This window comes from Pseudomonas sp. TE3911 (assembly GCF_054062775.1).
The window spans coordinates 2,934,612-2,958,538 of record NZ_JBSSFP010000001.1; the positions used below are offsets into that span (position 1 = coordinate 2,934,612).

The 23,927-nt window shown below is 62.2% G+C and carries 23 protein-coding genes and 2 pseudogenes; 11 read left to right on the forward strand and 14 right to left on the reverse strand.

What is annotated here, in order from left to right:
- Positions 1-22: 22 nt before the first annotated feature.
- Entirely contained in the window at positions 23-1,090 is a 1,068-nt protein-coding gene (locus ACVWXD_RS13155) for an NAD(P)-dependent alcohol dehydrogenase (protein WP_181644476.1), read from the reverse strand.
- Positions 1,091-1,238: 148 nt separating this feature from the next.
- On the opposite strand from ACVWXD_RS13155, the gene ACVWXD_RS13160 reads away from it, so the two are divergent.
- Positions 1,239-2,057 (forward strand): alpha/beta fold hydrolase, encoded by an 819-nt coding sequence (locus tag ACVWXD_RS13160; RefSeq protein WP_457371103.1) that lies wholly within the window; start codon positions 1,239-1,241, stop codon positions 2,055-2,057.
- Positions 2,058-2,100: 43 nt separating this feature from the next.
- Here the strand turns inward: ACVWXD_RS13160 and ACVWXD_RS13165 are convergent, their stop codons facing one another.
- Both ACVWXD_RS13165 and ACVWXD_RS13170 read right to left on the reverse strand, forming a co-directional pair.
- Positions 2,101-2,487: a DoxX family protein gene (locus tag ACVWXD_RS13165; RefSeq protein ID WP_457371104.1), complete on the reverse strand. Its 387-nt coding sequence runs from the start codon at positions 2,485-2,487 to the stop codon at positions 2,101-2,103.
- 74 nt (positions 2,488-2,561) lie between these two features.
- A complete protein-coding gene (locus ACVWXD_RS13170) occupies positions 2,562-3,437 on the reverse strand; it encodes a LysR family transcriptional regulator (protein ID WP_032888423.1) in 876 nt (291 codons plus the stop codon).
- A 112-nt stretch (positions 3,438-3,549) separates the two neighbouring features.
- Between ACVWXD_RS13170 and ACVWXD_RS13175 the strand changes: the two genes are divergently transcribed.
- The 3 genes and pseudogenes from ACVWXD_RS13175 to ACVWXD_RS13185 form a co-directional block, all read left to right on the forward strand.
- A complete protein-coding gene (locus ACVWXD_RS13175; RefSeq protein WP_457371105.1) occupies positions 3,550-4,776 on the forward strand; it encodes a YbfB/YjiJ family MFS transporter in 1,227 nt (408 codons plus the stop codon).
- Positions 4,773-5,771, forward strand: a complete 999-nt coding sequence (locus tag ACVWXD_RS13180) for an NAD(P)H-quinone oxidoreductase (RefSeq protein ID WP_122681475.1) — start codon at positions 4,773-4,775, stop codon at positions 5,769-5,771. Before ACVWXD_RS13175 ends, ACVWXD_RS13180 begins: the two co-directional genes overlap by 4 nt.
- A gap of 134 nt (positions 5,772-5,905) precedes the next feature.
- A pseudogene (locus tag ACVWXD_RS13185) lies at positions 5,906-6,097 on the forward strand (zinc-binding dehydrogenase); the annotation flags it as partial.
- A 123-nt stretch (positions 6,098-6,220) separates the two neighbouring features.
- Here ACVWXD_RS13185 and ACVWXD_RS13190 read toward each other — a convergent pair.
- The 3 genes and pseudogenes from ACVWXD_RS13190 to ACVWXD_RS13200 form a co-directional block, all read right to left on the reverse strand.
- Positions 6,221-7,345 carry an alkene reductase gene (locus tag ACVWXD_RS13190; RefSeq protein ID WP_095186011.1) on the reverse strand — a complete coding sequence of 375 codons (1,125 nt, stop codon included), beginning with the start codon at positions 7,343-7,345 and terminating at the stop codon, positions 6,221-6,223.
- 77 nt (positions 7,346-7,422) lie between these two features.
- On the reverse strand, positions 7,423-8,100 hold the full coding sequence (locus ACVWXD_RS13195) for a type 1 glutamine amidotransferase domain-containing protein (RefSeq protein WP_457371106.1): 678 nt from the start codon (positions 8,098-8,100) through the stop codon (positions 7,423-7,425).
- Positions 8,097-8,724, reverse strand: a pseudogene (locus tag ACVWXD_RS13200) (TetR/AcrR family transcriptional regulator). Before ACVWXD_RS13200 ends, ACVWXD_RS13195 begins: the two are co-directional and overlap by 4 nt.
- A gap of 173 nt (positions 8,725-8,897) precedes the next feature.
- Between ACVWXD_RS13200 and ACVWXD_RS13205 the strand changes: the two are divergent.
- A complete protein-coding gene (locus ACVWXD_RS13205) occupies positions 8,898-9,842 on the forward strand; it encodes a GlxA family transcriptional regulator (protein ID WP_457371107.1) in 945 nt (314 codons plus the stop codon).
- Here the strand turns inward: ACVWXD_RS13205 and ACVWXD_RS13210 are convergent.
- Positions 9,820-10,326, reverse strand: a complete 507-nt coding sequence (locus ACVWXD_RS13210) for a GNAT family N-acetyltransferase (RefSeq protein WP_032888441.1) — start codon at positions 10,324-10,326, stop codon at positions 9,820-9,822. The two genes, ACVWXD_RS13205 and ACVWXD_RS13210, sit on opposite strands and share 23 nt — an antisense overlap.
- 178 nt (positions 10,327-10,504) lie before the next feature.
- Between ACVWXD_RS13210 and ACVWXD_RS13215 the strand changes: the two genes are divergently transcribed.
- The gene (locus ACVWXD_RS13215) at positions 10,505-11,380 is read left to right on the forward strand and encodes an undecaprenyl-diphosphate phosphatase (RefSeq protein ID WP_122763606.1); all 876 of its coding nucleotides are present in this window, start codon (positions 10,505-10,507) and stop codon (positions 11,378-11,380) included.
- A 1,213-nt stretch (positions 11,381-12,593) separates the two neighbouring features.
- On the opposite strand, the gene ACVWXD_RS13220 is transcribed toward ACVWXD_RS13215, so the two are convergent.
- The 4 genes from ACVWXD_RS13220 to ACVWXD_RS13235 are packed head-to-tail and all read right to left on the reverse strand — an operon-like array spanning position 12,594 to position 16,064.
- The gene (locus ACVWXD_RS13220; RefSeq protein WP_095186014.1) at positions 12,594-13,418 is read right to left on the reverse strand and encodes a sugar phosphate isomerase/epimerase family protein; all 825 of its coding nucleotides are present in this window, start codon (positions 13,416-13,418) and stop codon (positions 12,594-12,596) included.
- A gap of 1 nt (position 13,419) precedes the next feature.
- Entirely contained in the window at positions 13,420-14,619 is a 1,200-nt protein-coding gene (locus ACVWXD_RS13225) for an NAD(P)/FAD-dependent oxidoreductase (RefSeq protein ID WP_457371108.1), read from the reverse strand.
- Positions 14,620-14,621: 2 nt separating this feature from the next.
- The gene (locus ACVWXD_RS13230) at positions 14,622-14,942 is read right to left on the reverse strand and encodes a MocE family 2Fe-2S type ferredoxin (protein ID WP_032888397.1); all 321 of its coding nucleotides are present in this window, start codon (positions 14,940-14,942) and stop codon (positions 14,622-14,624) included.
- Between the two features lie 27 nt (positions 14,943-14,969).
- On the reverse strand, positions 14,970-16,064 hold the full coding sequence (locus tag ACVWXD_RS13235) for a fatty acid desaturase family protein (RefSeq protein WP_095186016.1): 1,095 nt from the start codon (positions 16,062-16,064) through the stop codon (positions 14,970-14,972).
- Between the two features lie 161 nt (positions 16,065-16,225).
- Between ACVWXD_RS13235 and ACVWXD_RS13240 the strand changes: the two genes are divergently transcribed.
- Positions 16,226-17,275 (forward strand): LacI family DNA-binding transcriptional regulator, encoded by a 1,050-nt coding sequence (locus tag ACVWXD_RS13240; RefSeq protein WP_181644484.1) that lies wholly within the window; start codon positions 16,226-16,228, stop codon positions 17,273-17,275.
- 116 nt (positions 17,276-17,391) lie between these two features.
- On the opposite strand, the gene yghU is transcribed toward ACVWXD_RS13240, so the two are convergent.
- Both yghU and ACVWXD_RS13250 read right to left on the reverse strand, forming a co-directional pair.
- Positions 17,392-18,225, reverse strand: coding sequence for a glutathione-dependent disulfide-bond oxidoreductase (gene yghU / locus ACVWXD_RS13245; protein WP_179179210.1), 834 nt, complete (start codon positions 18,223-18,225; stop codon positions 17,392-17,394).
- A 44-nt stretch (positions 18,226-18,269) separates the two neighbouring features.
- Complete coding sequence (locus ACVWXD_RS13250) at positions 18,270-19,505, reverse strand: MFS transporter (RefSeq protein WP_181644485.1); 1,236 nt, start codon at positions 19,503-19,505, stop codon at positions 18,270-18,272.
- Positions 19,506-19,605: 100 nt separating this feature from the next.
- Here ACVWXD_RS13250 and ACVWXD_RS13255 point away from each other — a divergent pair, with 100 nt between their 5' ends.
- The 3 genes from ACVWXD_RS13255 to ACVWXD_RS13265 are packed head-to-tail and all read left to right on the forward strand — an operon-like array spanning position 19,606 to position 21,712.
- Positions 19,606-20,568: a cupin domain-containing protein gene (locus tag ACVWXD_RS13255; RefSeq protein WP_457371589.1), complete on the forward strand. Its 963-nt coding sequence runs from the start codon at positions 19,606-19,608 to the stop codon at positions 20,566-20,568.
- Entirely contained in the window at positions 20,565-21,077 is a 513-nt protein-coding gene (gene mug / locus ACVWXD_RS13260; protein ID WP_260366551.1) for a G/U mismatch-specific DNA glycosylase, read from the forward strand. The genes ACVWXD_RS13255 and mug overlap by 4 nt, the downstream gene beginning before the upstream one ends.
- Positions 21,078-21,115: 38 nt before the next feature.
- On the forward strand, positions 21,116-21,712 hold the full coding sequence (locus ACVWXD_RS13265) for a glutathione S-transferase (RefSeq protein WP_457371109.1): 597 nt from the start codon (positions 21,116-21,118) through the stop codon (positions 21,710-21,712).
- 137 nt (positions 21,713-21,849) lie between these two features.
- Here the strand turns inward: ACVWXD_RS13265 and ACVWXD_RS13270 are convergent, their stop codons facing one another.
- Complete coding sequence (locus ACVWXD_RS13270; protein ID WP_032888373.1) at positions 21,850-22,617, reverse strand: SDR family NAD(P)-dependent oxidoreductase; 768 nt, start codon at positions 22,615-22,617, stop codon at positions 21,850-21,852.
- A gap of 137 nt (positions 22,618-22,754) precedes the next feature.
- On the opposite strand from ACVWXD_RS13270, the gene ACVWXD_RS13275 reads away from it, so the two are divergent.
- Positions 22,755-23,903 (forward strand): aldose epimerase family protein, encoded by a 1,149-nt coding sequence (locus ACVWXD_RS13275; RefSeq protein ID WP_122681465.1) that lies wholly within the window; start codon positions 22,755-22,757, stop codon positions 23,901-23,903.
- Positions 23,904-23,927 lie beyond the last annotated feature (24 nt).

Genomic DNA, 23,927 nt, shown 5'->3' on the forward strand with positions numbered 1-23,927 from the left:
CGGTGGCTTGGAGGTCGAGTTTTCAGGCCGCGTGGCTTTCCTTCTTCAAACTCTCCATATCGATCACGAACCGATACTTCACATCGCCCTTGAGCATCCGCTCATACGCTTCGTTGATGCCTTGGATGTCGATCATCTCCACGTCCGAGACAATCCCGTGCTTGGCGCAGAAGTCGAGCATGTCCTGGGTCTCCTGGATCCCACCGATCAGCGAACCAGCCAGGCTGCGGCGCTTGAAAATCAGGTTGAACACGGTCGGCGACGGGTGCGGGCTGTCGGGGGCGCCGACCAGGGTCATGGTGCCGTCGCGCTTGAGCAGGTTAAGGAACGCATCGAGGTTATGCGGCGCGGCGACGGTGTTGAGGATGAAGTCCAGGCTGTTGGCGACCTTGGCCATTTCGTCTGGGTTCTTCGACACCACCACGTGGTCGGCGCCCAGGCGCAGGCCGTCTTCGCGTTTGTTGGGTGAGGTGGTGAACAGCGTGACCTCTGCGCCCATGGCGTGGGCGATCTTCACCGCCATGTGGCCGAGGCCGCCGAGGCCGACCACACCGACCTTCTTACCGGGCCCGACCTTCCAGTGATGCAGCGGTGAATACGTGGTGATGCCCGCACACAACAACGGCGCCACGGCGGCCAGGTTGGAATCGTCGTGGGAGATGCGCAGCACGAACTTCTCCTTGACCACGATGCTGTCCGAGTAGCCGCCAAAGGTATTTTCACCGCCGAACACCGGGCCGTTGTAGGTGCCGGTAAAACCGCTCTCGCAGTATTGCTCTTCGCCCTCGGCGCACGAGGCGCAGTGCTGGCAACTGTCGACCATGCAGCCGACACCGGCGAGATCGCCGACCTTGAATTTGCTGACATTGGCGCCGACTGCCGTCACACGGCCGACGATTTCATGGCCGGGGACCGACGGGTAAAGGGTGTTGTTCCACTCGTTGCGCACGGTGTGCAGGTCGGAGTGGCACACGCCGCAATACAGGATGTCGATCTGTACATCGTCAGCCCCTGGCGCGCGGCGCTCGAAGGTAAAGGGCTTGAGGACATCCTTGGCGTTCTGGGCGGCGTAGCTGTAAGTCTTGGCCATTTCGTTCACCTGTGTGATCTGACGGTAGAGGTCAGTGGACCAGCATAGACGCTGAACCGTTCAACCAAGCACACCCATACAAGCCCTTCGTCAGGTTTACGGCAATAGTGAGCTAGAGTCTTCTCGCCCCCTCAATCAGGAGTTTTCCATGAGCACATTCGTTGCCAAAGACGGTACCCAGATCTACTTCAAGGACTGGGGCAGCGGTAAGCCCGTGCTGTTCAGCCACGGCTGGCCGCTGGATGCCGACATGTGGGAATACCAGATGGAATACCTGAGCAGCCGTGGTTACCGCACCATCGCGTTCGACCGCCGTGGCTTTGGCCGTTCGGACCAGCCGTGGACCGGCAACGACTACGACACCTTCGCCGATGACATCGCGCAGTTGATCGAACACTTGGACCTCAAGGAGGTGACCCTGGTGGGCTTCTCCATGGGCGGTGGCGATGTTGCGCGCTACATCGCACGCCACGGCAGTGCCCGGGTTGCCGGCCTGGTGCTGCTGGGTGCAGTGACGCCGATCTTCGGCCAGAAGCCCGATTACCCACAGGGCGTGCCGACCGATGTGTTCGACGGTATCAAGGCCGGTTTGCTGAAAGACCGTGCGCAGTTCATCGCTGATTTCAACACGCCGTTCTTCGGCATCAACAAGGGCCAGACCGTTTCCGAAGGTACGCTGACCCAGACCCTGCAAATCGCGATGCTGGCGTCCCTCAAGTCGACCGTGGATTGCGTCACGGCCTTCTCCGAAACCGACTTCCGCCCGGACATGGCCAAGATCGACGTGTCGACCCTGGTGATCCATGGCGATGGCGACCAGATCGTGCCGTTCGAAACCACCGGTAAAGTGGCCGCCGAGATGATCAAGGGCGCCGAATTGAAGGTCTACAAAGATGCGCCCCACGGGTTTGCCGTGACCCACGCCCAGGCGTTGAACGAAGACTTGCTGGCGTTCCTGAAGCGCTGAAACCGCTCTCCTTATTTAGCCGGGCTTGCCCGGCTTTTTTTATTCAGGCAAAACGCTTACCGAGCACAAAACGCCCCGGCCCGGCGATCAGCAAGCTGGTAAAGAGGATCAGCAACAACCACCCAAACTGCCCTTCAAACAATGTCCACTCTGGATGCACGACCACCATGGCGATCAACAGCACCGCCAGGATGGGCAGGCATGCCAGGCGCACCAGCACGCCGACAAGGATCAGCAACGGGCACAGCACTTCGGCAAAAATCGCCAGCAGCAGCGTGACGTGTGCGCCGAGGTGAAACGGGTCTTCGATCAGCTTCAGTTGTTCGCTGTAATTGAGCAATTTGGGCAAGCCGTGTACCCACAGCAGGAACAACGCCCCGCTCGCCCGCAGAAACAACAGCCCCAGATCCTGATGTCTTGATTCGTTCATAGGTGTTCCCTGTTGGTTGACACATCGATTGTGTCCACAGAGCGCCCCCCAAGATTGCAAGCCTGTGCTGACCTTTACTCCCCCGTTCCCGCAAACCCCGCGACGATTTCATCGATGACTACCCGCACCCGCGCGGTGTGGCGCAGGTCGGCGTGGGTCACCAGCCACACGTCATAAGGCACCGGCCGCGTGCGCTCGGGCCAAAGGCGAACCAGGCCGTCACGCTCGCCGGTGTACACCGGGATCTCGCCGATACCGAGCCCGGCGGCAATGGAGCGGCGCACCAGCAGGCTGGAACTCAACGCCGCGACAATGCGCCCACGGCCCAAGGGTTCGGACACCAGGGTCAGGTCTTTGTGGGTTTGCAGATAGGGTTGGTAGACCACCAGATCGTGGCCTTCAAACAGGCTGCCGGGCTCGGGAATCCCGTGGCGATCGACGTAAGCCTGGGAAGCAAACAACCCCAGCGGCCATCGAGCGATGCGACGGGCTATCAGGTCGGGGCTGTCGGGACGGGTGTTGCGCACGGCAATGTCGGTTTCACGTTTGGCCAGGCTCAGGAACTGGGTCGATGCGTCCAACTGCACGCGCACATCCGGGTGCTGGGCGTGGAGGCGCGCAATCGCAGGGATCATAAAGTCGATGGCCAGGGAATCGGTGGTGCTGACCCGTACGGTACCGGTCAGGCGGTCATCCAGGCCTTGGATCTGCCGCTCCAGGTCCAGGGCCGAACGCTCCATTTTTTCCACCGAGTGCAACGCGGCTTCGCCCACGGCGGTCAAGGCGTAGCCCTCGGAGGTGCGCAAGAACAGCGTCGCGCTCAAGGACTTTTCCAGGGCGTTGACCCGCCGCCCGACGGTGGCCTGGTCCACCCCCAGCACCCGTGCAGCGCCGCGCAGTGTGGACTCGCGGCATACCGCCAGGAATACCCGTGCGTCATCCCAATTCATGCGTACTCCTTATGCTGCATATCTGCATCACTGTGCCGTGTAATCGCTGCATTATTGCACCGACGTTCCTCGATATGCTGGGCGCCAGAGAAAAATACTCAGGACCGCCACCATGCAAGACACTCAAGCACGCAGCACCGTCTGGCTGCCCATCTTCGCCGGCCTGTGCGCCAGCCTGGTCAGCATCGGCCTGGCGCGGTTTGCCTACACGCCGTTGATTCCATCGCTGATCCAGGCCCACTGGTTCAGCGCCAATGACGTGGTGTACCTCGGCGCCGCCAACCTGGTGGGTTACCTGATCGGCGCGCTGATAGGCCGCCCCCTGGCCCAACGCAGCTCCAACAGAAGCGCCCTGCGTCTGATGATGGTGGCGGTGACCCTGGCGTTTTTTGCCTGTGGTTTTCCGTTGTCGGTGACGTGGTTCTTCGGCTGGCGCCTGCTGTCGGGCATTGCCGGTGGCGCGATCATGGTGCTGGTGGCCGCGACCGTGTTGCCCCATGTACCGGCCGCACGCCGAGGCCTGGCCAGTGGCGCGATCTTCCTGGGCATCGGTTTGGGGATTGCCGGTTCGGGCACACTGGTCCCACCGCTGCTGAGCCTGGGTTTGCAGCAGACCTGGTTCGGTCTCGGTCTGTTGGCGGTGGTGCTGACGGCCGCCAGTTGGTTCGCCTGGCCCAACGGCACGCAGCATGAAGCACCGCAACCGGCGGGCAGCACGTTGCCGACCCCTGCTGGCGTGTACCTGCTGTTTGCCCAATACGCCTTTATGGCGGCGGGCCTGGTGCCGGCGATGGTGTTTCTGGTGGATTACGTGGCCCGCGGCCTGGGTGCCGGGGCGCATATCGGCGCGATGATCTGGGTGATGTACGGCCTGGGCTCGATTGTGGGGCCCGTCACTTATGGGTTCCTGGCAGACAAGCTCGGCGCACGCTTGAGCATCCGCGTGGTGTTGCTGGTGCAGGCGATTGCCGTTGGTATGTTGCCGTTCGCCGGCTCGTTTACGGCCCTGGCGGTACTGGCGGTCATCCTCGGCTCCTTCCCGCCGGGCATCGTGCCGCTGGCGCTGGCGCGGGTGCACGAACTGATCCCCAATCATCACCAACAGCAGGTCGCCTGGAGCCGTGCCACGGTGTCCTTTGCCACCTTTCAGGCGGTCGCGGGCTTTGCTTACTCAGCCCTGTTCAATGCGAGCGGCGGCCAGCATGCGCTGTTGTTCATGATCGCGGCCGGGGCGATAGTGGTCGCCCTTGCACTGGAACTGGTCATGCTTTTGCTGAACCGCCGGCCGCCCGACGCGGTCCCACCCCATACGCTCATCGCTGCAGGTAACTTCAAATGATGCTCCCTAACGACATGACCCTGATCGAAATCACCACGCCCGGTGGCCCAGAGGTGCTCCAACCGCGCCAGGCGCAAGTGCCCGTGGCCGGTCCCGGCGAGATCCTGATCCGCGTGCACGCCGCCGGGGTGAATCGCCCCGACGCCCTGCAACGTGCGGGCAAATACCCGATGAAGCCCGGCATGAGCCCGATTCCGGGTTTGGAAGTGGCCGGTGAAGTGGTGGCGCTGGGCGACGGCGTGACCGCGTTCAGCCTGGGCGACAAGGTGTGTGCCCTGACCAATGGCGGCGGTTATGCGCAGTTTTGCGCGGTGCCCGCTGGCCAGGCTTTGCCGATCCCCGAGGGCATGGACTGGATTCAAGCCGCCGCCGTACCGGAAACCTTCTTCACTGTGTGGGCCAACCTGTTCGGCCTCGGCGATGCGCACACCGGCCAACGCGTGCTGATCCACGGCGGCACCAGCGGCATCGGTACGACCGCGTTGATGCTGTGCCGCGAATTCGGCATCCAGGCTTTCGCCACCGCCGGCAGCGCCGACAAATGCGCGGCCATTGCGAAGCTGGGCGCCACGCCGATCAATTACCGCGAGCAGGACTTCGCCGACGTCATTGCCCAACAGACTGACGGCCAGGGTGTGGATGTGATCCTAGACATCATGGGAGCCTCGTATCTCAACAACAATCTCAAGGCCCTGGCCATGGACGGCCACTTAGTAATGCTGGGTTTCCTCGGCGGCGCCAAGGCCAACGACGTCGACCTGCTGACCATCCTCGGCAAACGCGCGGTGATTACCGGTTCGCTGTTGCGCGCGCGCAGCAAGGATGAAAAAGCCGCGATCGCCGAACAGTTGCGTGAATACATTTGGCCGGTACTGGAAGCCGGGCGCTGCTTGCCGATCATCGACAAGGTGTACGAATACACCGACGCGGCCCAGGCCCATGCGCGGATGGAAGGTGGGGATCATATCGGCAAGATTGTCTTGCGGGTCGCGTAACCAGCAGGCACTAGATAGCAAATGTGGGAGGGGGCTTGCCCCCGATTGCAGTGGGTCAGTCAATGATGCTGTGACTGTCCCGCCGCCATCGGGGGCAAGCCCCCTCCCACATTGGTTGCATGACTATCCGAGGGTTGCGCGCGCGCAGCAAGGATGAAAAAGCCGCGATTGCCGAACAGTTGCGTGAATACATTTGGCCGGTACTGGAAGCCGGGCGCTGCTTGCCGATCATCGACAAGGTGTACGAATACACCGACGCGGCCCAGGCCCATGCGCGGATGGAAGGTGGGGATCATATTGGCAAGATTGTCTTGCGGGTCGCGTAACCAGCAGGCATTAGATAGCAAATGTGGGAGGGGGCTTGCCCCCGATTGCAGTGGGTCAGTCAATGATGCTGTGACTGTCCTGCCGCCATCGGGGGCAAGCCCTCTCCCACATTGGTTGCATGACTACCCGAGGTACGTGGGGTAGTCGATATACCCTTCCTCACCCCCACCATACATCCCCTCTTCACGCAGCGGATTCAGCGGCCACCCGTTGAATATCCGCTGCGGCAGATCCGGGTTGGCAATAAACGGCCGACCAAACGCGATCAAATCCGCCAGCCCTGCTTCCACCAGTTTCGCGCCGCGTTCAGCGGTGTAGCGCCCGGCATAGATAATGCGGCCGCTGAAGGTGCTGCGCACGGCTTCACGGAAGCTGTCGGGCAGGATGGGCGCATTGTCCCAGTCGGCTTCGGCGATGGAGACATAAGCAATGCCTGACGCTTGCAGCACTTTGATCGCTTCGATGTAGGTGTGGTGCGGGTCTTCTTCCACCAGGCCGATGTACACACGGTCTTCGTCGGTGCCGCTGAACAACGGTGAAAAACGCACGCCAAGGCGTTCCGGGCCGACCACGGCGCTGACCGCTTCGACGATCTCACGCAGAAAGCGCAGACGGTTTTCCAGTGAGCCACCGTACTCATCGTCGCGGGTGTTGGAATGGGCCGAGATGAACTGGTTGACCAGGTAACCATTGGCCGAATGGATTTCCACCCCGTCGAACCCTGCGTCCAGGGCATTGCGCGCAGCCTGGGCGTAGTGCCCTACCAGTTGCTTGACCTCAGCGGTGCTCAACGCACGCGGCACGGGTGGTTGCACCAGTTCGCCGGTGCCAGGCCCGGTGGCGATAAAAGCTTTGGCTTGCAAGGCCGCCAGCGCAGATGGCGCCACGGGTGCTGCGCCGTCGGGCTGCAAGGCGTTATGGGACACGCGCCCCACATGCCACAGTTGCGCGAAGATCACCCCGCCGTCGGCATGCACCGCGTCGGTGACTTTGCGCCAGCCGTCGATCTGCGCCGGGCTGTAGATGCCCGGCGTCCAGGCATAGCCCTGGCCACGGGGTTCAATCTGCGTGCCTTCGCTGACCATGAATCCGGCGCTGGCACGCTGACGGTAATACTCAGCCATCAGATCGGTGGCGATATCGCCGGGCTGGGCGCTGCGTTGGCGGGTCAGCGGCGGCAGCACGACACGGTTAGTCAGGGTGTGATTGCCCAGTTTTACCGGGGTACTTAAAACGTTGTCAGTCATGGGTTTTTCCAAATTTTGGGCGCACGAAAGCATTGGCGACTCTAAAGAGTCGCCAACGAATCGAGCGGTTGATTAAGTTAAGCGGTGAGTTTCAGCAGAGCCTTGGCGACATCGCTGGAACTGCCGGGGTTCTGCCCGGTGACCAGCAAGCCATCAACGATAACGAAGGATGCCCAGTCGGCGCCCTTCTCATACTTGCCACCCAATTTCTTGAATTCATCTTCAATCAGGAAAGGCACCACCTTTGTCAGGCCTACGGCGTCTTCCTCAGAGTTGGAGAAACCGGTCACGCGACGGCCTTTGATCAACGGCTCACCGTTGACCGCCTTGACGTGACGCAGCGCGCCCGGTGCGTGGCAGACAAAACCAATCGGCTTGCCGGCACGCTCAAAGGATTCGATCAGCGAGATGGACACCGGCGATTCCGCCAAGTCCCACAGCGGGCCGTGGCCGCCTGGGTAAAACACCGTGTCGAAGGCGTCCACGTTGACCGTGTCCAGCTTGACGGTGTTGGCCAGCGCCTGCTGCGCCGCCGAGTCGGCCGCGAAGCGATGGGTCTGCTCGGTTTGCGCATCCGGCTCGTCGCTGACCGGGTCCAACGGCGGCTGGCCACCGGCTGGGGATGCCAGTACCACGTCGGCGCCGGCGTCCTTGAACGCGTAATACGGAGCGGCAAACTCTTCGAGCCAGAAGCCGGTCTTGCGGCCGGTGTCGCCAAGCTGGTCGTGAGAGGTCAGTACCATTAATACTTTCATTTTCCAGTGCCTCGATCAGTGAATGTCAGTGTGTTCAGGGTGACCCAACAACTGTCGGGTCAGCAGCAACGCCTCATCAAACGGCGCGGATGTAAGGGTGATCTTGCTCATGACACTGCTTCCCAGCCACAGCGCATACAACTGCTGGGCCAAGTCCTGTGGGCGGTGTTGAAGCCGCAATGAGCCGTCTTCTACGCCGCGCTGCAGCGCCACGGCGAGTAATGCAATGGTGCGCGAAGTGCCGCGTTGCAGGGCCAAACGCATCGGCTCTGAAAGGTCAGACACCTCCGCACCCAGTTTGACGGCAAGGCATTTGCCCGCTTCGGTGCAGCCGGTCTGATTGTCGATCCAGGCGTCCCAATAGCGCATCAACTTGGCGTGCTGGGATAAACCCGGTTGGTCGAACAGTTGCTGCATACCGTGCACGTAGTGGTCGAAGTAGGTGTCGAGCAACACAACACCGAAGCCATCTTTAGAGGTGAAGTAGTGATAGAACGACCCCTTGGGCACCTCGGCCGCTTGAAGGATTTCGTTCAGGCCCACCGCAGAAAATCCCTTGCGGCCGACAAGCACTTGCGCCGCATCCAGAATGGTCTGTCGTGTATTTTTGGTTTCGCTGCTCATGCTTGACTCCAACCGATTAGACCAGTCGTCTAGTTCGTTGAGGCAATGTTAGGGGCCGAGTCGAACCCTCACAATGTCAGATACGCAAGGATTCCGGACATCGCCCGAGGCGGGTTGCCGTTTACCCGGCACGCGCCGACAATCCACCCTCCCGCGCCCCTTGGAGAATGACGATGCACAGCGTTGCGCTGATGGTTTACCCGAACTTTCAATCCCTGAGCCTCAGCCTGGGCTCGGTGTTCGAGTGCGCGAACCTGTTGCGGGCCGAGCCCGCCTATGAATTTCACCTGGTGTCAGAGCGTGGCGGCGCGGTGATGACCTCCCAGGGTTTTTCGGTGAACACCTCGCCGATTCGGCCCGAGGGCTATGACACCCTGATTGTGAGCGGCTACCTGGAATTCCGCCTGCCGGAGGCCAACCTGCTGGAGTTGGTCAAGGCCGCTTCGGCGCAATCACGCCGAGTGGCCTCGTTGTGCATGGGCATCTTTGTGCTGGCCGAAGCCGGATTGCTGGAGGGCAAGCGCACCACCACTCATTGGATTCACGCCCCGGCGTTTCGCAAGCGCTACCCGGATATCCATCTGGAGGAAGACAAGCTGTTTGTGGTGGACGGCCAAGTGTGGACCGGCGCCGGCATGAGCGCCGGTGTGGACATGGCGTTGGCCATGGTGGAGAACGACCTGGGCAGCGACCTCGCCCGGCGCATTGCACGCAAATTGGTGATCGCCCAGCGCCGCGGCAGTGAGCAGTCGCAATTGTCGGCGTTGCTGGAACTGGACCCCAAGTCCGACCGCGTGCAACTGGCCCTGGCCTACGCCCGCGAGAATCTCACCCATGACCTGTCCGTGGAAGCGCTGGCGGATGTTGCCCGTTTGAGTCCACGCCAGTTCAGCCGGGTGTTCCGCGAAGAAACCGGACAAACCCCGGCCAAGGCCATCGAAGCCCTGCGCGTGGAAGCGGCGCGGGCGATGATGGAAACCAGTCGTCACCCGGTTGAAGTGGTGGCCCGCGAAACCGGCTTTGGTGATCGCGAGCGCATGCGTCAGGCGTTTCTACGGGCGTTCGGGCAGCCGCCCCAAGCGATGCAGCAGGCGTTTAATGCAGCGCCGCACGCGTAATCAAATAGCTCACCAACTGCGGCTCATCGTCCAGCTCGATGGTCTGCACCGGGCGCGGCAGGTTGTCCAATACCGCGCGCCAGAACGCCTGGGACACTTCGTCCTGGTCATAAAACCGCACCAACCAATCCGACACGCCGCTGCACAGCACTTGGGTGGCGATGGCGCGGCCGATGCCTTTGCGACGATAGCGCTTGAGGATAAACAGGTCGGCCAGTTCCAGGGCGTCGATGCCAGGCAACTCACTGCCTTCGATCAGCAGAAAGCCGGCGATATAGCCGTCGACCAGCAACAGGTTGGCGCTCCACTGCGGGTCTTGCCAGTAGCGCGTCAGGTGTTCGTCATGGATATAGAAACGGCCGTCCGCCTCGACATCTTCCTGCTCCCAGTCCGACGACTCGTAGGCGTAGTACTGGTAAAGATTGCGGATCAACTCGGATGCTTCAGGGCCGGTCTGGATCAGTTCCACTGTAGTTTCAGGCATTAGGCTCTCGATCAAAAAACGCAGGGCGCCATTGTTCACAAAACCTCGGCGCAGTCCAATAGCGCCGCGAACCTTTCTACTTGCTGAACCGATTGCAAATAGCCGTTGGCCCTGCCGAAGCGCTGAAACATTTCGAATAGACTTCGCCGAAATCTCCCTTTTCTGAAGGACACGTATTTTGACGAACGTCTGTTCCGCCGGCCTGGATGTGGGCTTTGCGTCCCTGGATTACCTGCAGATTTTTATCCTCGGTGTGATCCAGGGTTTTACCGAACTGCTGCCGGTCTCCTCCACCGCCCATATGCGCGTAGTGCCCGCCCTGCTCGGCTGGCAGGATCCCGGCTCGGCCTTTTCGGCGGCTATGCAATTGGCCGCACTGGCGGCGGTGGTCAGTTATTTCTGGCGCGATGTGCGCCAGGTGACCACGGGCAGCATCGGGGCGGTGCGCCGGGGCGACTACAACGACCGTTGGTTCAAGCTTGCGGTGGCGATCGTGCTGGCGACGATCCCTATTGGCATCGCCGGCCTGGCGTTGTCGTCGACGTTGAACGCCTGCAACTCGCCATTGCGCGGTTTGATGGTGATCGGCATTTCCTGCCTGGTGATGGCGGTGTTACTGGCGGCGGCCGAGCTGCGTGCCCGGCATACCCGCGAGATGAGCGAGATGCGCCTGCGCGATGCGCTGATCGTCGGTGTGGCACAGATTGGCGCGTTGATTCCTGGGGTGTCGCGTTCCGGCTCGACCCTCACTGCGGCGCTGTTCCTCAACTTCAAACGTGAAGAAGCCGCGCGGTTTTCCTTCCTGCTGGGCCTGCCGGCCATTGCCCTGGCCGGTTTGAAAGAACTGTGGGTGCTGCTGCGCGCCGACCTGCCGGCCCACGCATGGCCACACCTGTTGTTTGGCCTGGTGGTGGCGAGCGTCTCGGCGTTTTTTGCAATCTGGGGCCTGATGAAGTTTTTGGAGCGGTTCTCCACCTGGCCGTTCGTAATCTACCGGGCGCTGCTGGGGGTGTTCCTGATTGTGGCGGTGAGTACCGGGTTATTGGCCGGGTAAGGCGGTGTGCGCTTAAGGAATGAGCGGGCTTCGGTGGGGAGATTGCTTCTGTGGTGGGTTTGCTTCTGAGATGGGTTGCTTCTGTGGTGAGCTTGCTTCTGAGATGAGTTGCTGTCGCTTCTGTGGTGAGCGGGCTTGCCCCGCGCTGGGCTGCGAAGCGGCCCCATTGAGACCACCGCATTTCTTCAGATAAATCCCGGGGGCAGGGTTTGGGGCCGCTTCGCAGCCCAGCGCGGGGCAAGCCCGCTCACCACAAAGAATGTGCCCGCTCTCGTAATGCCGCCTTCAGCCCCGGCTTTAGCAATCGCTCCAAACCTGGCGAATCAACCCCTGCAGCCTCAACGCCTCGGCCCAGTGTGAGCTTGCTTCTGAGATGAGTTGCCTCTGTGGTGAGTTTGCTTCTGAGATGAGTTGCTTCTGCGGTGAGCTTGCTTCTGTGGTGAGCGGGCTTCTGTGGTGAGCGGGCTTGCCCCGCGCTGGGCTGCGAAGCGGCCCCATTGAGAACACCGCGTTTCTTCAGATAAATCACGGGGGCAGGTTTTGGGGCCGCTTCGCAGCCCAGCGCGGGGCAAGCCCGCTCACTACAAAGAACATGCCCACTCTCGTAATACAGCCTTCAGACCCGGCTTTGGCAATCGCTCCAAACCTGGCGAATCATCCTCTGCAGCCTCAACGCCTCGGCCCAGTGTGAGCTTGCTTCTGAGATGGGTTTGCTTCTGCGGTGAGCTTGCTTCTGTGGTGAGCGGGCTTGCCCCGCGCTGGGCTGCGAAGCGGCCCCATTGAGAACACCGCGTTTCTTCAGGTAAATCCGGGGGGCAGGTTTTGGGGCCGCTTCGCAGCCCAGCGCGGGGCAAGCCCGCTCACTACAAAGAACATGCCCACGCTCGTAATGCAGCCTTCAGCCCCGGCTTTGGCAATCGCTCCAAACCTGGCGAATCATCCTCTGCAGCTTCAACGCCTCGGCCCAGTGTGAGCTTGCTCCTGAGATGAGTTGACTCTGTGGTGAACTTGCTTCTGTGGTGAGTTTGCTTCTGTGGTGAGCTTGCTTCTGTGGTGAGCGGGCTTGCCCCGCGCTGGGCTGCGAAGCGGCCCCATTGAGAACACCGCGTTTCTTCAGGTAAATCCGGGGGGCAGGTTTTGGGGCCGCTTCGCAGCCCAGCGCGGGGCAAGCCCGCTCACTACGAAGAACATGCCCACGCTCGTAATACAGCCTTCAGACCCGGCTTTGGCAATCGCTCCAAACTTGGCGAATCATCCTCTGCAGCTTCAACGCCTCGGCCCAGCGATCACTGATTTCACGCCCGTCCGCACCGGTAATCGCATACGGCGGCGGGCCCAGTTCGCAGGTGAACGACAGACTCTGCCCTGTGTCCGGGCGAGCCAGCCAGTCTTCAATACCGTAGCGCCACCAGCCGGTAAACCGTTCGACCCAGGCGTGATGCTGGGGGAACTCCATTGAGACCTGAACCTGCTCGCTGCTGGCCACGCGCCCATGAAAGCCCCAACTGTGACGCAGGATCGTGCGGATCTGTTCATCGTCCTCCACCGCGCCCGGTTCGGGCAATTCGCGTCCGACCACGTAGTGGGACAGGTCGGCCAGCAACTTCAAGTCGGGCATTTGCGCCAGCAGGTCGAGGGTGAACAGCAGGTCGTTGGTCAGGCGATAACGGTGGGTTTCCAGCAGTACCGGGAAATCCACCTGCTCGGCCAGGCGCTGCCAACCTTCGACCAGCCGCGCCGCGTCGGCCTGGGTGCGCGGGCGTACGTCGGCTTGCAGGGTGAGGTGGTGGCAGCCGTAGCGGCTGATCACATCCAGTGCAGCGGCCAGGTCGTCCACCGACTGAGGGAAAAGCTGGCCTTCGATCTGTAAGCCCCGCGCCGTGGCCGCGGCGTGCAGGCGTGTCACCGCGGCGGGCTTCCAGTAGTGATCGGTGATGCCGTCGAAGCCGGCAGCGGCGATTCGATCCAACTGCGCTTCTAGCGGACCGGGCTCGGTTTGCATGGCCCACAGGGATTGGAACACTAGGAATCGGCGCATATCAGCTCCGCAGCAATTGTTTAAGGGACAGTTCAGGGTCCGCCAGGCTGGACGGGTTGAGCACCGTGCGCGCGGTGATCAGGCGCTCACACAGCTTGATGTCCTTGGCGACGCTGTTGCCGGGCGCCCAGCCGCACGCACCTTGCAACCGCGCGTCCGCATCGAGGTAGAACAGCAACAGGCCGCCGGCTGGCAAGACGCGACTGATCATGTGCGGGGTGATCACGCCCACGGTCTGCAAGCCCCAGTCGTACTGGTCGGACCAGAAGCCGGGGATCGCCTCAAAGGGGACCTCGCGCCCCAGCATATTGAGTGCGGCATGCCGCCCCTGAGCCTCGGCGTTGCGCCAGGTTTCCTGGCGTTGGTACTCGCCGCCGAGGCGAAACTCGCAAACGTCACCTGCCGCGTAGATGCCCGGCGCACTGGTGCGCAAATGCGCGTCAACGCGAATGCCCTGCCCCACCTCCAGCCCCGCCGCCACGGCCAGCTCGATGTTCGGTTGCATGCCGATGCCGACCACCACCAGGCCACACGGCAGCACCTGCCCGTCGACCAGTCGCACGGCATCGCCATGGATGGATTCCAGCGCCACGTTCAAGCGCACGTCCACGCCTTGCAGGCGGTGCAGATCCAGCAGCGCCTGGCTGATCACCGGCGGCAACACGCGGCCGGCCAGGCGCGGCCCAGCTTCGAGCACCGTGACTTCGCAGTCCATGCCTCGGGCAGTCGCGGCCACTTCCAGGCCGATAAAGCCGCCGCCGACAACCACCAGTTTCACGCCGGGCTGCAACGCGGATTTCAGTGCCAGCGCTTCATCGTGGGTGCGCAGGTACAGCACGTTGGCCTGTTCCTGGGGCAGACGCCGCGCCCTGCCCCCGGTAGCCAGCAACAGGCCGGCGTAGGACAGCCACTGGCCGTCGGCCAATTGCAGACGCTGTTGAAGCGGGTCCAATTGGCTGACCGGGTTACCCGCGATATGTTCGATGCCCAACTCAGCCAGCCGGGCGCTGTCGCACAGGCTGCATCCCGCCAGGTCCATGCTGCCCTGCAACAACCCCTTGGACAGGGGCGGCCGTTCGTAGGGCAAGTGCGGCTCGTCGCCGATCAGGATCAGGCGTGCGGTATAACCCTCTTCGCGCAGGGTCAGCGCCGCACGGCCACCAGCATGGCCGGCGCCGACGATGATCAAGGGTGCGTTCATGATCACGCCGTGACAGCGAGCAGTACCCGCCCCGCTTCGACCCGCACCGGGTAGGTCTTGAGATTGACGCACACCGGCGCGCCCATGGCCTTGCCGGTGCGGTAATCGAAGCGTCCGTTGTGCTTGGGGCATTCGATGATGTGGTCCATCACCAGGCCATCGGCGAGGTGGATTTTCTCGTGGGTGCACAGGCCTGCTGTGGCGAAAAACTCATTGTCCGCCGAGCGGTAAACCGCGTAGGTGTGCGGCCCGTGATCGAAGCGCAACACATCTTCTTCGTCTATTTCGCCCACGGCGCAGACGTCGATCCATTGATCGTTCATGGCGTTTTCTCTTGTTATAGATGAGGTTCAGCTGGCGGCGGCTTCGGCATGCATTGGGGCGCGGGCAGTCGGTTCCGCACTCGGGCCAATCGGCCTCTGGATGAAATACGTCGGGTCGCTGCGCTGCTTCAGGATCGTCGGAATGATCTCCCTGTACGCCTCGAAAATAGTGGCGTATGGCGGTGGGCAGTCATTGCGGATTTCCTCGTGCAACTGCGCAAGGGCGTGGTACGGCACCATCGGGTACATGTGATGTTCGAGGTGGTAGTTCATGTCCATGTAGAGAAAGCGCAGCACGCGGTTCATGTAGATGGTGCGGCAGTTGCTGCGGTGGTCGAGCACGTCTTCGGCCAGGCCCACATGCTGGGTGAGGCCAAACAGGTAGCCGAGCCAGGCGCCGTAGATACTCGGCAGCCCAACCAGCATCAGCGGCAACCAGCTGTGCAGGTACAACGCGGTGCCGATGACCACCGCATAAATGCCGACCCAGATCCGCGCGGCGCGGAACACCTTGGGCCATTCGGACTCGGGGATAAAGTCCGCTTCCTGGGCACTCATCTGGCCGGCCGCATGGCGCGCCACCCCGCTGAAGGTCTTCCAGGCCAGCGGCAAATTGAACAGGCTCAGAAACATCATCAAGAAGCTCGGCGGACGCGGTTCGACAATCTCCGGATCGCGGCCGACCACAATGGTGTCGGTGTGGTGCCGGGCATGACTCCAGCGCCAGACGTGGGGTTCGAAGATGCACATGAAACTCGCGACCTGGTACAGCACGTCGTTCATCCAGCGGGTCTTGAACGCGGTGCCGTGGCCGGTTTCATGCCAGCGCGGGTTGGACGCGGTGCCGTAGAGCACCCCATAGGCGAGGAAAAACGGCACGCAGGCCCAAGTGCCCCAGAACCAGTAGCCGCCGAAGCCGGTGGCGAACAGCGCGCTCACCCAGAGGGCGGTGTCGCGCAAGGCTGGGCCGTCGCGGCGCTGCATCAGTTCTTTCATGCGTTTACGGGAAATCGGCGATTGGTACCAACTGGCCGAGACCAGGCCTTTTTCAGCGGCGCGGGCGGCTTCGGGGCCGGTGAGGCTGTAGTCGCGCCGAGCGCTATGAACGGTGTGTTCGGGCATTGTTATTGTTCTCCGCAAGCGGTGGTTTCAGGTGCTTTGCGAAACCAACGATAGAGCGCAGCTAAATCACCCTCAAGGCCTTGAATCCATTCCCTATCAAGCTATCATCCAGGCCCAGCGGGGCTTGATAGTTTTCTATCAAGACGCTCAAGGGGGCTGTCATGAACAACAATAAACGCCCAACCATCGCCACCGTCGCCGCCCAGGCGGGCCTGAGTGTGGCCACGGTCGACCGGGTATTGAACGCACGCGCGCCGGTTAATCCGCAGACCGCCGAACAGGTGTTCCAGGCCGCCGAAGCCGTGGGCTACTTTGCTGCGCGGCTGATCGGCCAACGCATCCGCGAACGCCGGCCCACCTATCGCTTCGGCATCCTGTTGCTGGGCACCGCCCAGGCGTTCTATGCCAACTTGGCGCAGGCGATTGCCGACGCCGCCGAGCATCACGGCACCGCCAACCTGACCTGCCAATTCGACTACATCAACGACCGCACACCCAGCGCCATCGTCACGCAGATCGAACAACTCGCCGTGCAGTGTGATGCCCTGGCGGTGGTCAGCTTTGCCCACCCGTTGATCAATGCTTGCCTGGCGCAGATCCGCGAAGCTGGCGTGCCGGTGGTCGCCCTGCTCTCGGATATCCACGAGCACGCCTTGGAACCTTATGTCGGCCAGGACAACCACGTGGTCGGACGCACCATGGGCTGGTTACTCGCCCGCACCTGTGGCGCACGCAAAGGCAGCGTCGGGATTTTATTGGGCGGCCACCGGTTTCTTGGGCATCAGGCACGGGTCGAGGGCCTGCACAGCTACCTGGCCGAACACGCACCTGGGCTCAAGCCACTTGAACCACTGATCAACCTGGACAACTGCGACATCACCGAAGAAGCCACCCTCGATCTGCTCACCCGCCACAGCGACCTGCGCGGCCTGTGCGTGGTGGGCGGCGGCGGCGACGGCATCATCAGCGCCCTGGCGCAGTTGCCCAAGCGCCCGGCGTTGTGCTGCATTTTGCAGGAGTCCACGGAGCTGTCTCGCCAGGCGCTGCGCCAGGGGTTGGTTGATGTGGTGATGGACTCGCAGCCACGGCAGACGGCGGTGGCACTGGTGGAGTTGTTGGTGCAATTGCAGAGTGCCGAGGGGTTTGATCCGGTGCGGCATCGGGTGCATATAGCGCCGCAGATTGTGACCTCCGAGAACATGGGGGCCTGATACATGAAGATCAGCAGGTGGGAGGGACTTGCTTGCAATAGCAGTGGATCAGTCGACATCTATTGATCTGCACCACCGCTATCGGGGGCAAGCCCCCTCCCACACTTGGATCTCAATCAGTCCAGGTCGCTCGCGTCATGCCGCTCGGCCAACTGTTCCTGGGGTTCGCCAGACACCCGATTCACCCGCCGGCCACGCTGCACTGCCGGCCGTGCATCAATCGCATCGGCCCAGCGCTGCACATGCTTGTACTCATGCACCGACAAAAATTCCGCAGCTCCATACAAGCGGCCTTTGACCAACCCGCCGTACCACGGCCAGATCGCAATGTCGGCAATGGTGTATTCATCACCGGCAATGTACTCACTCACCGCCAGGCGCTTATCCAGCACGTCCAGCTGACGCTTGGCCTCCATGGCGAAGCGGTTGATCGGGTATTCCATCTTGCTCGGCGCGTACGCGTAGAAATGCCCGAAGCCACCGCCCAGGTAGGGCGCGCTGCCCATCTGCCAGAACAACCATGACAAACACTCCGCACGGGCCGCAGGCTCGGTGGGGAAGAACGCGCCGAACTTCTCAGCCAGGTATTGCAGGATCGCGCCGGACTCGAACACACGAATCGGCGTGGGGCCGCTGTGGTCCATCAAGGCGGGGATCTTGGAGTTCGGGTTCACGCCGACAAAGCCGCTGCCAAACTGATCGCCGTCGCCGATCTTGATCAGCCAGGCGTCGTATTCCGCACCGCTGTGCCCCAGTGCCAGCAACTCTTCGAGCAGGATAGTGACCTTCTGCCCGTTGGGCGTGGCCAGGGAGTACAGCTGCAACGGGTGCTTGCCGATGGGCAGTTCTTTGTCGTGGGTCGCACCGGCGATGGGCCGGTTGATGCTGGCGAAGGTGCCGCCGCTTTCGGTTTCCCAGGTCCAGACTTTCGGGGGTACATATTCGGTCATGCTTACGGCTCCAGAAGCGTTTGCGATCAGCGAAGCGCTTGAGACTAAACCAAAGACGGGTGGTGCGTCACACTCCCCGCCGCAGCGTGCCGGGGCACCTGCACTCGCAGCGCGATCAACAAGGCCGCCAGCAGCATCAAGCAGCCCGCGCCCAGAAACACCCCGTCGATGCCGGTGGCACTGAACATCGCGCCCCCGCCCGCCGCACCCGCCGCGATGGCCGATTGCACCGAAGCGACCACCATGCCACCGGCACTTTCGGCCTGATCCGGCACCGCACGCGCCACCCAGTTCGACCACGCCACCGGCACCCCGCCAAAGGCCATGCCCCACAGCGCCAGGAGCAATGCCTGACCCGGCAGTGACGCGGGCAGCAACACCAGGGCCAACGCAGCGACGCCTACCAGGACCGGCATCAACACCAGGGTTCCCCGCGGGTTGCGCACCAGCAACCACCCGGCCAGCAGCGTACCGACAAAATTCGCCGCGCCAAACCCCAACAGCATCAACGCCAGCCCTTGAGTGCCGACCCCGGTGGCGCTTTCCAGAAACGGGCGAATGTAGGTAAACAGCGCGAAGTGCCCGGTGTGCACCAGCACGCAGCCGAACATGCCGATGGCAATGCCGGGGCGCAGTAGTACATCAAGCACGGTGCGCAGGCGCGCGGTGCCGCTGGGTGCCAGGCGCGGCAGCGTGAACAGCTGGAAGGCCAGGGTCACCACGCCGACGGCGGCCGCAGCCACAAATGCACTGCGCCAGCCATACAGGTCCCCCAGGTAGCTGCCCAATGGCACCGCGACCACGGTACCCACCGCAATGCCGCTGAAGATGATCGACAAGGCACGTGGCAGCAACGCCGCCGGTACCAGGCGCATCGCAACGGCCGCCGCCATGCTCCAGAAACCGCCGAGGGCAATGCCCAGCAGGATGCGCATCAACAACAGCACCAGGAGGCTGGACGAGAACGCCACCAGCAGGTTGGACGCAATCATCAGCGTGGAGAACCCCAGCAGCACCAGGCGCCGGTCAATGCCGCGCGTCAGGCTAGGCAGCAGCAAACCGGCGAACAACGCCACCACCGCCGTGACCGTGACCGCTTGCCCGGCCAACGCTTCCGACACGCCCAAGTCCAAGGCCATCGGCGTCAGCAGGCTGGCCGGCAGGTACTCCGCCGTGAGCAGGCCGAACACGCCCATCGCCAGGGAAAACACCGCCATCCAGGCCGGCGTGGTCGGTTCTGCCCTGCCATCGACAGGGGCATGGGACACACAATCATTCATCACAGGACATCCTCAGGCATTTACGTGATGGCCAGTCTAGGTATGCCCATCAGGATGATCTATGATTCAAACCCTTGAGTTCTTGACCGAAACCCCGAACATGCCAGCCGACAATGCATTCAACCTGTCCTCCGAGCTGATCAATGAGCTGCTGCGCAGCATGCGCCTGCGCGGCGTGCAGTACCGGCGCATCCAGGCCGGGCCGGTGTTCGGCATCAGCTTTGCGGCCAAGCCCGGCCACGCGTATTTCCATTTCCTGGCCGCCGGCTGCGCGACCCTGCGCCTGCACGACGGCAGCCTCTTTGAGTTGTCGGCCGGCAATGCGGTGTTTATCGCCCACGGTGGCGCCCATGCGCTGCTGTCCAAACCGGATGACCCCGTGCAGGACATCGCCAGCTTCGACGCTGCACCGCTGGGCGATACCGTGTGCGCGGTGAATGCCTCGCCCTTTGCTCCCTCCAGCACCCTGCTGTTCAGCGCCTGCATGGAGTTCGAGCTCGACAGCATCCAGGGCCTCGGCAACCTGATGCCGGCCTTGATGCTGATCGACGCCGGCGGCCAGCGTTACCCCGGCTTGATGCCGATCCTGGCGGTGATGGAACGCGAAGTCTCCAGCGCCCGCGTCGGTTATGCCGGCATCCTTGCGCGCCTGGCCGATGTGGTGGCGGCGATGATCGTGCGGGGCTGGGTCGAGTGCGCCTGCGCCAATGCTTCGGGTCTCGCGGCCGCGTTGCGCGACACCCGCCTGGCCGGCGCCCTGCTCGCCCTGCACCAGCAACCGGGGCGCGACTGGAGCGTGGCCGAACTGGCGGCGCACTGTCATACCTCACGCTCGGTGTTCGCGGATCGTTTCCAGGCGACCCTGGGGGTACCGCCGCTGCGTTACGTGACCGAGCTGCGCATGCGCCTCGCCAGCCAGTGGCTGACCCTGGAGCGGCTGCCCATCGAAGAAGTGGCGTACCGCCTCGGCTATACCTCCCAGGCGGCCTTCAGTCGCGCCTACAAACGCATCACCGGGCAACCGCCGGGCGCCAGCCGCCAAGGCTTCAGGAACCCGGCATGAACGCCGGGCTGGAAGACATCCTCGCCGACCACCTGAACGTGGTGTTCTGCGGCATCAACCCCGGCAAGGGTTCCGCCGCCCTCGGCCTGCACTTCGCCAACCGCAGCAACCGCTTCTGGCGCGCCTTGCATCTGGCCGGGTTCACCCCCCACGAAATCCGCCCCGAACACGGCCGCACGCTGTTGCACTACCACTGCGGCCTGACCACGTTGGTGGAACGCCCCACGGCCAGCGCGGACGAATTGGCACCGCATGAGTTCACCCAGGCCGCGACGGGCTTCGAACAGAAGATCCGCCACTGCGCGCCGCGCTTCGTAGCGTTCCTGGGCAAGCCCGGCTACAGCGCATTGAGCGGCCAGCGCGAGATCGCCTGGGGCTTGCAGCCAACGGTGTTGGGCGGTGCGTCAGTGTGGGTGCTGCCCAACCCCAGCGGACGCAACCTGGCGTTCAGCCTGGAGCAGTTGGTGCAGGCGTATCAACAATTGCGCCGGGCGACCGAGTGCCCTTAATCTCTTGAGCTCATCACCCTGATAGCAATGGAGGCTTCATGAAACTGGTCGGCATGCTGGACTCGCCTTACGTACGCCGCGTGGCAATTTCCCTGGATCTGTACGGGGTGAGTTTTGTGCATGAACCCTTGTCCGTGTTCAGCACCTTCAACGAATTTGCGCAGATCAATCCGGTGGTCAAGGCCCCTACCCTGGTGCTGGACAATGGCACGGTATTGATGGATTCCAGCCTGATCCTGGATTACCTCGAAGCCTTGGCCCCGTCGGACAAAAAGCTGCTGCCCCTGCAACCTGCGGCACTTGCCAAAGACTTGCACGTTCTGGGACTGGCGCTGGCGGCCTGTGAGAAGAGCGTGCAGATCGTCTATGAGCACAACCTGCGCCCGGCCGAGAAGCTGCATGCGCCGTGGCTTGAGCGCGTGACCGGCCAATTGCTCGCGGCTTTTGCGTTGCTGGACAAGCAACTGGGCGACAGCGAAGCACTGACCCAGGCGTCGATTACGGCGGCGGTGGCGTGGTCGTTCAGCCAGTTCACAGTGGCGTCGGTGGTCAAGGCGGATGCGTTCCCCAACCTGGCCCGGCATACCGAACGGCTGGAGCAGCATGCGGCGTTCAAGCGTTACCCCATCGCCTAAGCACCGCAGTTCAAATGTGGGAGGGGGCTTGCCCCCGATAAGGGTGGGTCAGTCATAGAAGTACTGCCTGAACCACCGCTATCGGGGGCAAGCCCCCTCCCACATTGGTCTGTGTTGTCTGAGAGAGGGTGTTCGGCTCAGACCCAACCGCCATCCACAATAAAGTTCTGCGCCGAACACATCGCCGAGGCATCCGAGGCGAGAAACAACGCCATATTGGCGATGTGTTCCGGCAGGACGCTGCCGGGCAGGCACTGGCTGCGGGCGATCAGTTCCTTGGCCGCATCGTCCACCCACATCGCCAGTTGCTTCTCGGTCATGACCCACCCCGGCACCAACGTGTTGACGCGGATATGGTGAGGCCCCAACTCCCGCGCCAACCCCCGGGTCATGCCGTGGGCAGCGGCCTTGCTGGCGGCGTACACCGGGTAGCCGGCGGAAGCCATCATCCAGCCGACCGAGCCGAGGTTGATGATCGCGCCGCCGCCGGCAGCTTTCATCATCGGCACCACGGCCTTGGCCGCAAAGAAGGCGTGCTTGAGGTTGACTGAGATCAGCTTATCGAAGGTGTCCGAGTCGACTTCCTCCAGGGTGTGACGCACGTCGTTGGCGGCGTTGTTCACCAACACGGTGATCGGCCCCAACGAATGCTCGAAACGCTCGATGGCGGCCTTGTAGGCGATTTCATCGGTGATGTCGCAGCACACGAATTCCACCGTATGCCCCTTCGAGCTCAACAACGCGGCCAGCCGATCGCCCTGGCTTTGCGCGCGGTCCACAAAGCCGACCTTGGCGCCTTGCGCGGCAAAGGCCCGCACCATGAACTCACCGATGCCCGAAGCACCACCAGACACCAGCACGGTTTTGCCTTCAAGGTCCGGATAAACAGCCTGCGCAGTACTCATATAACGGTTGCCTCGATCAATTAGTCTTATTTTATTTTACGAAATTGGCGTTAAAGGCTATAAATTCGCTGTCACACCAACAAAATATCGCTATTAGTAGAACTATTCCACTCAAAACAACAAAAGGAAGTTCGACCATGAAGCACCCTCGATACCTGCTGTCTGGCCTGGCGCTGTCCATGATGATCGCCAGCGGCGGCGCCCAGGCGGCCGGCCTGAGCAGCGAGCAAAAACCTTTCGGTAAAACCAACGACGGCACCGCCGTCGAACAATACATTTTGCGCAACAGCCACGGCATGCAAGCCACGGTGATTACCTACGGCGGCGTCTTGCAGTCGCTGAAAGTGCCGGACAAACACGGCAAGGTCGACGATGTAGTGCTGGGCTTTGACGACGTGCAAGGCTATCAGAGCGGTACGGCATTCTTCGGCGCGACCATCGGCCGCTTTGGCAACCGCCTGGCCGGTGGCGCCTTTGAACTCGACGGCAAGCGCTTCCAGGTGCCGCTCAACGATGGCCCCAACTCGCTGCATGGCGGCGCCCAGGGCTTCGACAAGCAGGTGTGGAAGGCCGAGACGGTCAAGGACAAGGACTCAGTCGGCGTGAAGCTGAGCTACCTGTCCAAGGACGGCGAGATGGGTTTCCCCGGTAATCTGAAAACCGAGGTCACATACCGCCTCAACGACAAGAACGAACTGCACATCGACTACACCGCCACCACCGATAAACCTACGGTGCTCAACCTCACCAATCACAGCTACTTCAACCTCGCCGGTGCAGGCAATGGCGACATTCTCAAGCAAGTCGCGACCTTGCACGCCAGTCATTACACGCCAGTGAATGCCACCCTGATTCCGACCGGCGAACTGGCGCCCGTCAAGGGTACGCCGATGGACTTCCTGAAACCGACGCCGATCGGCCAGCACATCAAGGAGGATCATCCGCAGCTCAAATTTGCCGAGCCAAAGCAAGGTGGGTTTGACTTCAACTGGGCGCTGGACACCAAGGGGGACGTGAAGCAACTCGCCGCCGAGGTGCATGACCCAGAGTCAGGCCGGCGTTTGCAGCTCTACACCAGCGAACCGGGCGTGCAGTTCTATACCAGCAACTTCCTTGATGGTTCGGTGAAGGGTAAAGGCGGCAAGACTTACCTGCACTGGAGTGGTTTCACCTTGGAGACCCAGCACTATCCGGATGCACCTAACCAACCAAACTTCGCCTCAACTCGCCTGAACCCAGGACAGACCTACACCCAGAACACCGTCTTCAAATTCACCGCCGATTAAAACTGTGGGAGGGGGCTTGCTCCC

What these genes read in the sequence shown, in the direction of transcription:
- ACVWXD_RS13155 (WP_181644476.1), bottom strand. Translation starts at nt 1,090, where the DNA reads ATGGCCAAGACTTACAGCTACGCCGCCCAGAACGCCAAGGATGTCCTC.
- ACVWXD_RS13160 (WP_457371103.1), top strand. Translation starts at nt 1,239, where the DNA reads ATGAGCACATTCGTTGCCAAAGACGGTACCCAGATCTACTTCAAGGAC.
- ACVWXD_RS13165 (WP_457371104.1), bottom strand. Translation starts at nt 2,487, where the DNA reads ATGAACGAATCAAGACATCAGGATCTGGGGCTGTTGTTTCTGCGGGCG.
- ACVWXD_RS13170 (WP_032888423.1), bottom strand. Translation starts at nt 3,437, where the DNA reads ATGAATTGGGATGACGCACGGGTATTCCTGGCGGTATGCCGCGAGTCC.
- ACVWXD_RS13175 (WP_457371105.1), top strand. Translation starts at nt 3,550, where the DNA reads ATGCAAGACACTCAAGCACGCAGCACCGTCTGGCTGCCCATCTTCGCC.
- ACVWXD_RS13180 (WP_122681475.1), top strand. Translation starts at nt 4,773, where the DNA reads ATGATGCTCCCTAACGACATGACCCTGATCGAAATCACCACGCCCGGT.
- ACVWXD_RS13190 (WP_095186011.1), bottom strand. Translation starts at nt 7,345, where the DNA reads ATGACTGACAACGTTTTAAGTACCCCGGTAAAACTGGGCAATCACACC.
- ACVWXD_RS13195 (WP_457371106.1), bottom strand. Translation starts at nt 8,100, where the DNA reads ATGAAAGTATTAATGGTACTGACCTCTCACGACCAGCTTGGCGACACC.
- ACVWXD_RS13205 (WP_457371107.1), top strand. Translation starts at nt 8,898, where the DNA reads ATGCACAGCGTTGCGCTGATGGTTTACCCGAACTTTCAATCCCTGAGC.
- ACVWXD_RS13210 (WP_032888441.1), bottom strand. Translation starts at nt 10,326, where the DNA reads ATGCCTGAAACTACAGTGGAACTGATCCAGACCGGCCCTGAAGCATCC.
- ACVWXD_RS13220 (WP_095186014.1), bottom strand. Translation starts at nt 13,418, where the DNA reads ATGCGCCGATTCCTAGTGTTCCAATCCCTGTGGGCCATGCAAACCGAG.
- ACVWXD_RS13225 (WP_457371108.1), bottom strand. Translation starts at nt 14,619, where the DNA reads ATGAACGCACCCTTGATCATCGTCGGCGCCGGCCATGCTGGTGGCCGT.
- ACVWXD_RS13230 (WP_032888397.1), bottom strand. Translation starts at nt 14,942, where the DNA reads ATGAACGATCAATGGATCGACGTCTGCGCCGTGGGCGAAATAGACGAA.
- ACVWXD_RS13235 (WP_095186016.1), bottom strand. Translation starts at nt 16,064, where the DNA reads ATGCCCGAACACACCGTTCATAGCGCTCGGCGCGACTACAGCCTCACC.
- ACVWXD_RS13240 (WP_181644484.1), top strand. Translation starts at nt 16,226, where the DNA reads ATGAACAACAATAAACGCCCAACCATCGCCACCGTCGCCGCCCAGGCG.
- yghU (WP_179179210.1), bottom strand. Translation starts at nt 18,225, where the DNA reads ATGACCGAATATGTACCCCCGAAAGTCTGGACCTGGGAAACCGAAAGC.
- ACVWXD_RS13250 (WP_181644485.1), bottom strand. Translation starts at nt 19,505, where the DNA reads ATGAATGATTGTGTGTCCCATGCCCCTGTCGATGGCAGGGCAGAACCG.
- ACVWXD_RS13255 (WP_457371589.1), top strand. Translation starts at nt 19,606, where the DNA reads ATGCCAGCCGACAATGCATTCAACCTGTCCTCCGAGCTGATCAATGAG.
- mug (WP_260366551.1), top strand. Translation starts at nt 20,565, where the DNA reads ATGAACGCCGGGCTGGAAGACATCCTCGCCGACCACCTGAACGTGGTG.
- ACVWXD_RS13265 (WP_457371109.1), top strand. Translation starts at nt 21,116, where the DNA reads ATGAAACTGGTCGGCATGCTGGACTCGCCTTACGTACGCCGCGTGGCA.
- ACVWXD_RS13270 (WP_032888373.1), bottom strand. Translation starts at nt 22,617, where the DNA reads ATGAGTACTGCGCAGGCTGTTTATCCGGACCTTGAAGGCAAAACCGTG.
- ACVWXD_RS13275 (WP_122681465.1), top strand. Translation starts at nt 22,755, where the DNA reads ATGAAGCACCCTCGATACCTGCTGTCTGGCCTGGCGCTGTCCATGATG.